Source organism: Brevundimonas subvibrioides ATCC 15264 (assembly GCF_000144605.1).
Lineage (GTDB): Bacteria > Pseudomonadota > Alphaproteobacteria > Caulobacterales > Caulobacteraceae > Brevundimonas > Brevundimonas subvibrioides.
The window spans coordinates 1,854,055-1,866,283 of the sequence record NC_014375.1; the positions used below are offsets into that span (position 1 = coordinate 1,854,055).

15 protein-coding genes are annotated in these 12,229 nt (G+C 69.0%); 10 read left to right on the plus strand and 5 right to left on the minus strand.

Annotation, left to right across the window (positions count from 1 at the left end):
* Positions 1-11 precede the first annotated feature (11 nt).
* Together BRESU_RS09255 and BRESU_RS09260 are read right to left on the minus strand one after the other, a co-directional pair.
* Entirely contained in the window at positions 12-872 is an 861-nt protein-coding gene (locus BRESU_RS09255) for an alpha/beta hydrolase family protein (protein WP_013269281.1), read from the minus strand.
* A 60-nt stretch (positions 873-932) separates the two neighbouring features.
* On the minus strand, positions 933-1,274 hold the full coding sequence (locus tag BRESU_RS09260; protein ID WP_013269282.1) for an MmcQ/YjbR family DNA-binding protein: 342 nt from the start codon (positions 1,272-1,274) through the stop codon (positions 933-935).
* A 96-nt stretch (positions 1,275-1,370) separates the two neighbouring features.
* Between BRESU_RS09260 and BRESU_RS09265 the strand changes: the two genes are divergently transcribed.
* Positions 1,371-1,877 carry a flavin reductase family protein gene (locus BRESU_RS09265; RefSeq protein ID WP_013269283.1) on the plus strand — a complete coding sequence of 169 codons (507 nt, stop codon included), beginning with the start codon at positions 1,371-1,373 and terminating at the stop codon, positions 1,875-1,877.
* Entirely contained in the window at positions 1,874-2,743 is an 870-nt protein-coding gene (locus BRESU_RS09270) for an NAD(P)-dependent oxidoreductase (RefSeq protein WP_013269284.1), read from the plus strand. The genes BRESU_RS09265 and BRESU_RS09270 overlap by 4 nt, the downstream gene beginning before the upstream one ends.
* Positions 2,744-2,966: 223 nt before the next feature.
* Here BRESU_RS09270 and BRESU_RS09275 read toward each other — a convergent pair whose 3' ends face one another.
* Together BRESU_RS09275 and hemB are read right to left on the minus strand one after the other, a co-directional pair.
* Positions 2,967-3,578 carry a peptidylprolyl isomerase gene (locus tag BRESU_RS09275; protein WP_013269285.1) on the minus strand — a complete coding sequence of 204 codons (612 nt, stop codon included), beginning with the start codon at positions 3,576-3,578 and terminating at the stop codon, positions 2,967-2,969.
* The gene (gene hemB / locus BRESU_RS09280) at positions 3,575-4,576 is read right to left on the minus strand and encodes a porphobilinogen synthase (RefSeq protein WP_013269286.1); all 1,002 of its coding nucleotides are present in this window, start codon (positions 4,574-4,576) and stop codon (positions 3,575-3,577) included. Before hemB ends, BRESU_RS09275 begins: the two co-directional genes overlap by 4 nt.
* A 99-nt stretch (positions 4,577-4,675) precedes the next feature.
* On the opposite strand from hemB, the gene BRESU_RS09285 reads away from it, so the two are divergent.
* The 3 genes from BRESU_RS09285 to BRESU_RS09295 all read left to right on the plus strand — a co-directional run bounded on the left by BRESU_RS09285 (position 4,676) and on the right by BRESU_RS09295 (position 7,692).
* Positions 4,676-5,815: an isobutyryl-CoA dehydrogenase gene (locus BRESU_RS09285; protein ID WP_013269287.1), complete on the plus strand. Its 1,140-nt coding sequence runs from the start codon at positions 4,676-4,678 to the stop codon at positions 5,813-5,815.
* Positions 5,812-6,852, plus strand: a complete 1,041-nt coding sequence (locus BRESU_RS09290; RefSeq protein WP_013269288.1) for an enoyl-CoA hydratase/isomerase family protein — start codon at positions 5,812-5,814, stop codon at positions 6,850-6,852. Before BRESU_RS09285 ends, BRESU_RS09290 begins: the two co-directional genes overlap by 4 nt.
* 63 nt (positions 6,853-6,915) lie before the next feature.
* A complete protein-coding gene (locus BRESU_RS09295; protein ID WP_013269289.1) occupies positions 6,916-7,692 on the plus strand; it encodes a class I SAM-dependent methyltransferase in 777 nt (258 codons plus the stop codon).
* Here BRESU_RS09295 and BRESU_RS09300 read toward each other — a convergent pair.
* The gene (locus tag BRESU_RS09300) at positions 7,689-7,997 is read right to left on the minus strand and encodes an EthD family reductase (RefSeq protein ID WP_013269290.1); all 309 of its coding nucleotides are present in this window, start codon (positions 7,995-7,997) and stop codon (positions 7,689-7,691) included. The two genes, BRESU_RS09295 and BRESU_RS09300, sit on opposite strands and share 4 nt — an antisense overlap.
* Before the next feature lie 155 nt (positions 7,998-8,152).
* Here BRESU_RS09300 and mmsB point away from each other — a divergent pair, with 155 nt between their 5' ends.
* The 5 genes from mmsB (at position 8,153) to glyA (ending at position 12,229) form a co-directional block, all read left to right on the plus strand.
* Entirely contained in the window at positions 8,153-9,079 is a 927-nt protein-coding gene (gene mmsB / locus BRESU_RS09305) for a 3-hydroxyisobutyrate dehydrogenase (RefSeq protein WP_280990780.1), read from the plus strand.
* Between the two features lie 2 nt (positions 9,080-9,081).
* A complete protein-coding gene (locus tag BRESU_RS09310) occupies positions 9,082-9,345 on the plus strand; it encodes a hypothetical protein (protein WP_013269292.1) in 264 nt (87 codons plus the stop codon).
* A 117-nt stretch (positions 9,346-9,462) separates the two neighbouring features.
* Complete coding sequence (hemA, locus tag BRESU_RS09315; RefSeq protein WP_013269293.1) at positions 9,463-10,689, plus strand: 5-aminolevulinate synthase; 1,227 nt, start codon at positions 9,463-9,465, stop codon at positions 10,687-10,689.
* The gene (locus BRESU_RS09320; RefSeq protein WP_013269294.1) at positions 10,689-10,868 is read left to right on the plus strand and encodes a DUF6898 family protein; all 180 of its coding nucleotides are present in this window, start codon (positions 10,689-10,691) and stop codon (positions 10,866-10,868) included. Before hemA ends, BRESU_RS09320 begins: the two co-directional genes overlap by 1 nt.
* Positions 10,869-10,933: 65 nt before the next feature.
* A complete protein-coding gene (gene glyA, locus BRESU_RS09325; RefSeq protein WP_013269295.1) occupies positions 10,934-12,229 on the plus strand; it encodes a serine hydroxymethyltransferase in 1,296 nt (431 codons plus the stop codon).

Below are 12,229 nucleotides of genomic sequence, written 5' to 3' on the forward strand. Positions count from 1 at the left end.
CGGTTCGCCAGTCAGGCCTGCCTCAGCCAGTCGAAGATCTCGTCCCACAGGGGCTCCATGCCCCGCCGGAACGCGCCTTCGTGGCCGATGCGGGGCACGCCCTGTTCGGCCGGCGTGCGGATGACCAGCTCGCCGGGCGCGCCGGGATAGACCGCGAGCATGTCGGCCCCTGTCCGGGGGTTGGCGATCGGGTCATCGGTGAAGATCCAGGAGCGGATGGGGGCGGTGACCTCCACGAAATGATTGGGTTTCAGCTCGTCCAGGAGGCGCGCGCCGAAATAGGCCGGGTCGTGGCACCAGCGCCGCCAGGGGATGAAGACACCGCGCGGCAGGTCGGCCCCGCGCCACAGCTTCCCGCCCCTGATGTAGCCGTGCCGGGCGAGGCTGTAGGGTCCGTACATCCACCAGAAGAACAGCTCGACCGGATTGTAGCGGATGGGGTGCTTGCGCCAGTAGCCCGAGCCGACGGCGACGAAGGCGTGGCGCGCGATCTTCGCATGGTTCGGCATGAAGCCGGCGAAATGGCCGCCCACGCTGTGGCCGACGTGGACCACCGGCAGGCCCGGTGCGGCGGCGGTCAGGGCCTCGAGCGCGGCGGGCATGTCCAGACGCCCCCAGTCCTCGTAGGTCATGCGCATCGCGGCGAGATCGTCGGGACGCGAGCTGCCGATGCCGCGCATGTCGTGGGTCAGGACGATCGCACCGCGGGCGGCGAGGTGGCGGGCGAACCGCTCGTAGAAGCCTTTCGGAAAGCCGGTACCGGAGGTGACGAGGACCGCGTGGGTCGGAGAGGGCCCCGTGATCAGGCGTGCGGACAGCCGATAGCCGTCTGCGGCGACGGCGACGACGTCCTGCGCATTGATGTCAGACATGCCGCCCCCCGGAGTCCGTCCTGTATTAAAACGAACGTGACACGGTGACGTCGGGGAAGGTCAAGCGGGTGGGGCGTAGGCCCTGGACAGGCGTTTGGGGACGACCTTCAGCCACCGCTTTTCCAGCGTCTTGCGCAGCCAGGCCGGATCGACGGTCGCCAGCCGCGCGAGGACGACCGGATAGCCGCGATAATGGTCCGTGATGTGGAAGGTCTCGGGCTCGGCCTCCATCAGCATGTCGCGGTGGTCGAGGCCGTCGACATAGACGACGATGCTGTCGTCCTCGGCCCGGAGGCGCGTGAAGAACTTGCCCGCCGCCTTGTACGACGGCATCCCGTAGGACGTCCCGGTCTGGGTTTCCGGAAAGGTGAGGACCATGGCGTGGAGTTCGGACGGCGTCATTGGGGCAGTCTAGACCCTGTCGCCCTGCGACGAAATGTATGCCGCGCCGTCGAAGGTCCGGTTGCCTCGCGGGCGAGCCTCGCCTAGGTCCGGCATGTGAGCCTTGAACCCCTGCCAGAAGAAGCGGTCCGCAAGGCGGACGCAGCCGAGTATCGCCGCGCGCTGGGCGCGTTCGCGACCGGCGTCTGTGTCGTGACCGCCGACAGCGCCGCCGGGCCGCTGGGCATCACGATCAACTCCTTCACCTCCGTCTCGCTGACACCCCGGCTGGTGCTATGGTGCCTGGACGAGAAGTCCGAGCGGTGGGCACCGTTCTCGGCGGCCGAGACCTTTTCCATCCACGTGCTGGACGCGGGGTCGCAGGCCCTGTCCAACCGGTTCGCCAAGGGCGTCGGCCTGCTGTCCGAGGGCGAGTACCAGAGGGTCGGCAATGCACCCCCGCGCCTGTCGGGGGCCGTCGCGCGCTTCGACTGCCGGACCCATGACCGGGTGCAGATGGGCGACCATCTGATCATCGTCGGGGAGGTCGAGGCCTTCGAGGCCGCCGACGGCCCGACCCTGACCTACTTCCGGGGCGGGTACGGCACGGCGGGGGACGCATGAAGATCGGGTTCGTCGGACTGGGCGTCATGGGCGGGCCGATGGCGCGCCATCTGGTGGCGGCGGGCCACGACGTCGCCGGCTACAACCGCTCGGCGGACAAGGCGCAAGCCTGGGCCGGGGCGCACGGCGGGCGGTTCGCGGCGACCGTGGCGGCGGCGGCGGAAGGTGCCGATCTGCTGATCCTGTGCGTCGGCAAGGACGAGGACGTGCGTCAGGTCGTGACCGAGGCGGTCGCGGTGCTGCCCCGGGGCGCGGTGGTGGTCGATCACACCACGACCTCGGCGAAGATCGCGCGCGAGATGGCGGCGCTGTGCGCCGTGCACGGCCTGGCCTTCCTCGACGCGCCGGTGTCTGGCGGTCAGGCGGGGGCCGAGAACGGCCAGCTGAGCGTCATGGCGGGCGGAGACGCGGCGGCGCTGGAGACGGCGCGCCCGGCGGTCATGGCCTATTCCAAGGCGATCCAGCACATGGGGCCGTCGGGTGCGGGGCAGCTGACCAAGATGGTCAACCAGATCGCCATCGCCGGCGTGGTCCAGGGTCTGGCCGAGGCAGTGCATTTCGCCCAGGTCGCGGGGCTGGACACCGACGCGGCCTATGACGCCATCTCCAAGGGCGCGGCCCAGTCCTGGCAGATGGACAACCGCTGGAAGACGGCGGCGAAGGGCGAGTTCGCGTTCGGTTTCGCCGTCGACTGGATGCGCAAGGACCTGGGGCTGGTGCTGGACGAGGCGCGGGCCAACGGCGCGCGGCTGGCGCTGACGGCGCTGGTCGATCAGTTCTACGCCGAGGTCCAGGCCATGGGCGGGAACCGTTGGGACACGTCCAGCCTGGCGGCGCGGCTGCAGACACCGGGACCGTCCTCGTAGGCCTGAGGCCCGACCCTGATTGGACTCGAAAAAACCGGGTCCAAAAGGTGCAACGCCTGACACACGCTATGACCTTGGGCGTCCAGATCATTGTTCCGAAAGAATATTGTGCTCGGAACGCAGGGCGCTGTGGTGTGCGTCATCGGCGAGCGTACATCTGGGGTGCCTCCGGCTACGCCGCAAGACCGACGTAGGAATAAATTCACAATCGGTGGTCCGCCGGTCAGGGCTCCGTCGCGCGCGCGGCCCGGCTGATGACGATCTTCGGGTCCAGCATCTGGCCCCGCATGAAGCCCTCGCCCTCGGTGGGCGAGGTCGGGGCCGCCAGGATGGCGCGGACGATCTCCATCCCCTCCACCACGCGGCCGAACACGGCGAAGCCGTCGGGATCGACCGAGAACGGGCGGCCGGCGTCATAGGACGGGGTCGGCCCGACCGAGACGAAGAAGTCGCCGGTGGCCGTGCCCGGCGCGTAGCGGGCCATGGCGACCGCGCCGTCGATGTGGCTGAGACCGGTCTGCGTGGTCGGCTCGTGGGCGATCGGCGGCAGGATCCGGTCGGGATCGTTGTTCACCCCGCCCTGGACCAGGCCGGTACCCGGTCCGGCCTGCATGGCGCGGTAGAAGGTGGTGCCGTCCAGCCGGTGCTCGTCGACGTAGCGCAGGAAGTTGGCGGCGGTGATCGGGGCCTTTCCGGTCTCGACCTCGATGACGATCCGTCCGGCGGAGGTCTCCAGCGCGACGCGGGGCAGGGGGGCGACGGCCGCGTCCTGGGCCATCGCCAGGGCGGGCCACACCAAGGCGACGGCGAGCCCGAGAATGGCGCGGCGGATCATCCCAGCAGCCTCGCCGCCTGGGGCGCGAAATAGCTGAGCACGCCCGCGCAGCCCGCGCGCTTGAAGCCGTGGAGGGTCTCCAGGATGGCGCGGTCCTGGTCCAGCCAGCCGTTGGCGATGGAGGCCTGCATCATCGCGTACTCGCCGCTGACCTGATAGGCGAAGGTCGGCAGTCTGAAGGTCCCGGACACCGCCCGGACGATGTCGAGATAGGGCATCCCGGGCTTGACCATGACCATGTCGGCCCCCTCGGCGATATCCATGGCGACCTCTTTCAACGCCTCGTCGGCGTTGGCGTAGTCCATCTGATAGGTCTTCTTGTCGCCGCTGAGCTGTTTCGCGGAGCCGACCGCGTCGCGGTAGGGGCCGTAGAAGGCCGAGGCGAACTTGGCCGCATAGGAGAGGATCAGGGTGTCGTGGAAGCCGTTGGCCTCCAGCGCCTCGCGGATGGCCTGGACCCGGCCGTCCATCATGTCGGAGGGGGCCACGACGTCGGCCCCGGCATGGGCGTGGATGAAGGCCTGTTCGGCCAGCCGTTCGAGCGTCGTGTCGTTGACGATCCGGCCGTCCTCCAGCACCCCGTCGTGGCCGTGGTCGGTGTAGCAGTCCAGCGCCACGTCGGTCATGACGCCGACCTCGGGGGCCGCGTCCTTGATGGCGCGGATGCAGTCGGGGATCAGGCCGTCGGGGTCGGTGGCGCGGGTGCCGAGCGCGTCCTTCAGCGACGGATCGACGTTGGGGAACAGGGCGACCATGGGGATGCCCAGATCGCGGGCCTCGACGGCGGCGGCGGCGGCGGCCTTCGGCGACAGGCGAAAGACGCCGGGCATGGAGGCGACCGGCACGCGGTCCTCGGCCCCGTCGTGGACGATCAGCGGCCAGACCAGATCGGACGGCGTCAGGGTGGTCTCGGCGACCAGGCGCCGGATCCACGGCTGGCTTCGCAGCCGGCGCGGCCGGGCGAGCGGATAGGGGGCAGGCGCGAAGGGCAGGGTCATGGGACGCTTATAGACGCGGCCGTTCGCCCTTGGGGAGAGGGGTTCGCTTTCGCGCGGCTTGGGCTAGAAGCCCAAGAAAACGACGGCCCAGGAGACTCCATGGATTTCGCCCTCACCGACGACCAGCGCGCCATTCAGGACGCGGCACGCGCCTTCGCAGACGCGGAGCTGGCCCCGCACAGCGCCGAATGGGACGAGACCAAGCATTTCCCCGTCGACGTCATGCGCCGTGCGGCCGAGACCGGGTTCGCGGCCATCTATACGGGCGAGGAGCACGGCGGCATGGCGCTGGGCCGGGTCGAGGCGGCGGTGATCTTCGAGGAGCTGTCGCGCGGCGACGTGTCGACGGCGGCCTTCATCTCGATCCACAACATGGCGACCTGGATGATCGACCGGTTCGGCTCGGACGACCTGCGGGCGCGCTATGTGCCGCGTCTGGCGACCATGGAGCTGATCGCCTCCTACTGCCTGACCGAGCCGGGCTCGGGGTCGGACGCGGCGGCGATGCGGACCAGCGCGACCCTCGACGGCGACACCTGGGTGCTGAATGGGTCCAAGGCCTTCATCTCGGGCGCGGGGACGTCGGATGTCTATGTCGTCATGGCGCGGACGGGCGAGCCGGGGCCCAAGGGCATCTCGGCCTTCGTGGTCGAGAAGGGCACGCCGGGCCTGAGCTTCGGCGCGCAGGAGAAGAAGATGGGCTGGAACAGCCAGCCCACCGCCATCGTCCAGTTCGACGACTGCCGCGTGCCGGCCGCGAACCTGCTGGGCAAGGAGGGCGACGGGTTCCGCTATGCGATGATGGGGCTGGACGGCGGGCGGCTGAACATCGCGGCCTGTTCGATCGGCGGGGCCCGGCTGGCGCTGGAGACGGCCCAGACCTACGTCGCCAGCCGCAAGCAGTTCGGCAAGGCGCTGGCCGAATTCCAGAACACCCAGTTCAAGCTGGCCGACATGGCGACGGCGCTGGAGGCGGCGCGGCTGATGGTGCTGCGCGGGGCCTGGGCGCTGGATACGCGCCACCCCGAGGCGACGAAGTGGTGCGCCATGGCCAAGCGGATGGCGACGGACGCCTGTTTCGACATCGCCGACGAGGCGCTGCAGCTGCATGGCGGCTATGGATATCTGAAGGACTATCCGCTGGAGCGGATCGTGCGGGATCTGCGGGTGCACCGGATTCTGGAAGGGACGAATGAGATCATGCGGGTGATCACCGCGCGGGAGATGATGCGGCAGTGACCGAACCCGAAATCCTGACCCGCGTCGAGAACGGCGTCGGCCGCATCACCCTGAACCGGCCGAAGGCCCTGCACGCGCTGAACCTGGGCATGTGCGAGATCATGACGGCGGCGCTGCTGGACTGGCGCGACGACGACGCGGTCCGGTCGGTGCTGATCGACCATGCGGGCGAGCGCGGGTTCTGCGCCGGGGGCGACATCCGCATGATCGCCGAGAGCGGGGCGACCGACGCCGTCGAGGCCAAGGCCTTCTTTCACGCGGAATATCGGCTGAACCATCTGCTGTTCACCTGGCCCAAGCCGGTGACGGCGATCGTCGACGGGATCGTCATGGGCGGCGGGGTCGGGATCTCGGAGCCGGCCGGTGTGCGCGTCGCCACCGAGCGGACGACCTATGCGATGCCTGAAACCGGCATCGGCCTGTTCCCCGATGTGGGCGGCAGCTGGTTCCTGCCGCGCCTGCCCGGCGAGACCGGGACGTGGCTGGCGCTGACGGGGGCCCGGCTGAAGGCCGCCGACACGGTGGCCCTGGGCATCCATACGCATTTCGTGCTGTCGGCGCAGGTGAATGCCCTGAAGGCGGCCCTGCTGTCGGACGGTCCGGAGGCGGTTGGAGCGCAGGCCGGCGACGCCGGGCCCGCGCCGCTGGCCCCCCACCGCGAGGCCATCGACCGGCTGTTCGCACATGACCGGGTCGAGGACATCGTCGCGGCCCTGGAAGCGGACGGGTCGGACTGGGCCCTGCCGCAGCTGGCGATCCTGAAGACCAAGTCGCCCCAGTCGCTGAAGGTCACGCTGCGCCAGCTGCGGCTGGGCCGGGGGATGACGGACTTCGCCGAGGCGATGGCGATGGAGTACCGGCTGGGTGGGCGGGTCGTGCGGACCCACGATTTCCAGGAAGGCGTCCGCGCCGTCATCGTCGACAAGGACAATGCGCCGCAGTGGTCGCCGGCCACCCTGGGCGAGGTCGACGACGCCGCGATCGAGGCCCTGTTCGCGCCCCTGCCGGATGGCGAGGAATGGACGCCGCTGTCCTGATCGACCTTGCATCCCGGCGCGGTCCTGCGCGTAAGTGCACCCAACGCTGTTCGAGGATCCCCCATGCTGAAATCGACCCTGCTCGCCGTCTCCGCCCTGGCCCTGCTGGCGGCGACCTCGGCCTGCGCGAGCCAGACGACGGCCGTGGATCCGGATGAACGGTCGTCGGCGGTCGTGCAGGACTATGCCCTGGCCATCGCCGACCCGCTGCGGCCCGCGACCGAGGTGGCGCGCGATCCGCTGAGGAAGCCCGCCGAGATGCTGGCCTTCGCCCGGATCGACGGCGGCGAGCGGATCGCCGACGTGCGGCCCGAGGAGGGCTATTTCAGCCGCCTGTTCGCCCGCGCCGTGGGGCCCGAGGGCCGGGTCTATGCCTTCGTGCCGAACCAGACCGCGGCCCGCGAGAACGCCTTTGGCGACACCCTGGCGACCGACTATCCCAACGTGACCCGCGTCACCGGCGCGCTGGAGGACCTGAGTTTCCCCGAGCCGCTCGACGTCGTCTTCATGGGCCAGGAATACCATGACTTCGTCATCGACCGCTTCGGCGTCGATGTGGCGAAGATGAACGCAGCCGTGTTCGCGGCGCTGAAGCCGGGCGGGCTTTACGTCATTCTGGACCACGAGGCCGCGCCGGGTGCCGGGACGTCGGTCGTCGGGACCCTGCACCGGATCGAGGCTTCGTCCGTGCGGGCCCAGGTCGAGGCGGCGGGTTTCATCTTCGACGGCGAGACCGACGTGGTGCGCAACCCCGAGGACGACCGCAGCCTGTCGGTCTTCGACGAAGCGATCCGGGGCCGCAGCGACCAGTTCGTGCTGCGCTTCAGGAAGCCGAACTAGGCCTCGCGCGTCTCGAACATCTGCATCGAGGCCCCGCCGGTGGCAAAGGTCCCGACATCCGCGGCGGCGGCCTGACCCTCGGGGCTGCCCATCGCCGCGGTGAGGTCGGCCAGGCTGTCGAAGGTCAGGATGGCGATGCTGTGGATGTCGGATGGACCCTCGGGCGTCATGACCGGACCGTCGCTCAGGTCGAAACGGCGCAGACCCGGAATCTGTCTGGCAAGCGGCGCATGGACGTCGCGGTAGTGGGCGTCAAAGGCAGCGGGGTCGGTCGGCGTGCGATAGGTCACGACAAGCTGGGCCAAGGTCGTCTCCGGAGATCTGTGAAAGGCGAATTCGCAGACAGGGCTGCGAGGCCAGTCTGACATGGGCCCACGGTAAAGGGAAAATCCCGTCGCATCGGGAAACCCGCCGAACAGGTCTGGCGGGGCGCGGGCCGAGCGGCTAACCCCAAAGAAAAATCGCTTTTGGGAGAGACGTCATGACCAGCAAGGTCGCCTTCATCGGACTGGGCAACATGGGCGGCGGCATGGCCGCCAACCAAGCGAAAGCCGGTCACGCGGTCGCGGCCTTCGACCTGTCGGCGGCGGCGCTGGAGCGCGCGGGCACCGCAGGCTGCACCCCGGTCGCTTCGGTGAGCGAGGCGGTCCGGGACGCCGATGTGGTCATCACCATGCTGCCGGCCGGACCCCACGTGCTGAAGGTCTATTCGGAACAGATCATCGGCGTGGCCCCGTCGTCCGCCTTGCTGCTGGACTGTTCGACCATCGACGTGGACACGGCGCGCAAGGTCGCGGGCCTGGCCAGGGAGGGCGGCTACGCCTTCGCCGACGCGCCGGTGTCGGGCGGGACGATGGCGGCGGACGCCGGGACCCTGGCCTTCATGGTCGGGTGCGACGAGGCGGACTTCGGACGCATCGAGGCGGCGCTGGAACCGATGAGCCGGGCGACGTTCCGGGCCGGGGACCACGGGGCCGGGCAGGCGGCCAAGATCTGCAACAACATGATCCTCGGCATCACCATGCTGGGCACCTGCGAGGCGATCGCGCTCGCCGAGAAACTGGGGCTGGACCCGGTGAAGTTCTTCGACATCGCGGCCAAGTCGTCGGGCCAGAGCTGGTCGGTGACGACCTACTATCCGTGGCCGGGCCCGGTGCCGACCGCGCCGTCGAACCGGAACTACGACGGCGGATTCGCCACGGCGATGATGCTGAAGGACCTGAAGCTGGCGCAGGACGCGGCGGCGAAATCGGGGGCGTCGACGCCGCTGGGGGCGCAGTCGGAAGCGCTGTTCCAGCTGTTCGACCGGCTGGGTTACGGCGGGCGGGACTTCTCGGGCATCCTGCAGATGCTGCGCGGCAAGCTGGATGAGCTTCCCAAGGGCTGAGCATGACGACGCTCTGGATCGTCCAGGTCTCGGCGGAGGCGGGAGGGCGCGCCTTCAACGTCCTCGTCAGCGACGAGTCGCGAGAACGCGCTGAAATGACGGCCATCGCCGCCGTGTCCTCCGACGGCTGGAGCGAAGTAAACGCGCTTCGATCTGGCATCGTGTCCGAAGAACGACTTGCGGAGCGGGAAGACGTGTTCAGGGAAGCGGCGGTTTCAGCACGTGATTTGGGTTGGTGTATCGTCCGCTACCGACCCACGACCTAGTTGAGAACCGTTATCGATTAAGGGCTTGCGACGATTTCGCCTTGCCCCGCGTGTGGACTTTGGAGTGTCATCGGCGCATCACCGCGCCGTTTCCGACGCCACGCGAAAGCCGTCACCGTGTTCGACTACACCTCAGCCTTCCAGTCCGCTGTCGACCAGGTCCGGGACGAGGGCCGCTACCGGGTCTTCGCCGATCTGAAGCGGGTGCGCGGGCAGTTCCCCAAGGCCGTGCGCCGGCGTGAGGACGGGTCCGAGCAGGACTGCGTGATCTGGTGCTCCAACGACTATCTGGGCATGGGCCAGCATCCCGAGGTGCTGGAGGCCATGTCGGCCGAGCTGGACGCCGTAGGGGCGGGGGCCGGCGGTACGCGCAACATCTCGGGCACGACGCGCTCGGCGGTGGACCTGGAGGCCGAGCTGGCGTCCTGGCACCAGAAGGAAGCCGCGCTCCTGTTCACCTCGGGCTATGTGGCCAATGAGGCGACGCTGACGACGCTGCAGCGGATCCTGCCCGGTCTGATCATCTTCTCCGACAGCCTGAACCACGCCTCGATGATCGCGGGCATCCGCAACGGCGGCTGCGAACGGCATGTGTTCCTGCACAACGACCTGGCGCATCTGGAGACCCTGCTGGCGGCGGCTCCGGCCGATGCGCCCAAGCTGGTGGCGTTCGAGAGCGTCTATTCGATGGACGGCGACATCGCCGACCTGGCCGGCACCATCGCCCTGGCGCGGAAGTACGGTGCCCTGACCTACCTCGACGAGGTCCATGCGGTCGGCCTGTACGGGGCGACGGGCGCGGGCGTGGCCGAGCGGGACGGGGTTCTGGACGGCATCGACATCGTCGAATGCACCCTCGGCAAGGCCATCGGCGTCATGGGCGGCTATATCGCCGCCGACGCGGTGATCGTGGACGCGGTGCGCAGCTGGGCCTCGGGCTTCATCTTCACCACCAGCCTGCCGCCGGCCCTGACCGCCGGGGCCCTGGCCTCGGTCCGCCACCTCAAGACGCACCCCGAGCTGCGCGACGCGCATCAGGAGCGGGCCGAGACGCTGAAGCGCCGCTTCGCCGAGGCCGGCATTCCGGTCATGCCCAGCGAGAGCCACATCGTGCCCGTGTTCGTGGGCAATCCGGTCCACGCCAAGATGATCTCGGACATGCTGCTGGAAGACCACGGCATCTACGTCCAGCCGATCAACTATCCGACCGTGCCCAAGGGCACCGAGCGGCTGCGTTTCACCCCGTCGCCGAACCACGACGACGGCATGATGGACAGGCTGGTCACCGCCATGGACGCGCTGTGGACCCACTGCAACGTCGCCCGGATGCCGGTCGCGGCCTGATGTCCGACGACCTCGGCGAGGTGATCGTCGAGGCCATTCGCAACGGCGTCTATCTCAAGGTCACGGCCGTCCACGTCGCGAGCGGCGTCGAGGCGACCGCCGTCGGCCCCGCCGCGGAACCGAAGGCCGTCGAGCGCCTCGCCATAGCCAAGCTCCGGCGTCTGATCGCCGCGTCCTGACACAAGATGTTGTGGCTAGCGACGCGCGGGACTAGATAGGGCCCCTCCCGTTCCGCCAGCCCCGGATGCCGCCCGTGACCGCTCATTTCATCCACGACGCCTATTTCTCGCGCGGTCTGGCGCAGAGCGATCCGGACGTCTTCGCCGCCATCACCGGCGAGCTGCACCGCCAGCAGGAGCAGATCGAGCTGATCGCGTCCGAAAACATCGTCTCCAAGGCGGTGCTGGAGGCGCAGGGGTCCGTGCTGACCAACAAATACGCCGAGGGCTATCCGGGCCGTCGCTATTACGGCGGCTGCGAGTTCGTCGATGTGACCGAGGACCTGGCGCGCGAGCGGGCCAAACAACTGTTCGGCGCGGCCTTCGCCAACGTCCAGCCGCACTCGGGCGCCCAGGCCAACCAAGCCGTGTTCTTCGCCCTGCTGCAGCCCGGCGATACCTTCCTGGGCATGGATCTGGCCTGTGGCGGGCATCTGACCCACGGCAGCCCGGCCAACCAGTCCGGCAAGTGGTTCCGGCCGGTGACCTACAAGGTGACCGAGGACACCCACCTGATCGACTACGACCACGTGGCCGAGATGGCGCTGAAGGAAAAGCCCAAGCTGATCGTGGCGGGCGCCAGCGCCTATAGCCGCCACATCGACTTCGCCCGCTTCCGCGAGATCGCCGACAGCGTCGGGGCCTATCTGATGGTGGACATGGCCCACTATGCGGGTCTGGTCGCCGGGGGCGTCTATCCGAACCCGGTGCCGCACGCCCACATCGTGACCACGACGACGCACAAGACGCTGCGCGGGCCGCGCGGCGGGCTGATCCTGTCCAACGACGTCGAGATCGGCAAGAAGATCAATTCGGCCGTGTTCCCGGGCCTGCAGGGCGGGCCGCTGGAGCACGTCATCGCCGCCAAGGCCGTGGCCTTCGGCGAGGCGCTGAAGCCGGAGTTCAAGGCCTATGCCAAACAGGTCGTGCTGAACGCCCAGGCCCTGGCGGCCGTGCTGGTCGAGCGCGGTCTGGCGATCGTGTCGGGCGGCACCGACAGCCACCTGATGCTGGTCGACCTGCGGCCCAAGGGCGTGACGGGCAAGGCCACCGAGCTGCAGCTCGAACACGCCCTGATGACCTGCAACAAGAACGGCGTGCCGTTCGACACCGCCCCCTTCACCGTGACGTCCGGCGTGCGTCTGGGCACCCCCGCCGGCACCACGCGCGGCTTCGGCGTGGCCGAGTTCCAGTCGGTCGGCCACTGGATCGCCGACGTCGTGACCTCGATGAACGGCGGCGACGAGGCCGACCCGGCGGTGATCGCCGAGGTCGCCGGCAAGGTGCGCGAACTGACCGGCCGCTTCCCGATCTACGGATAG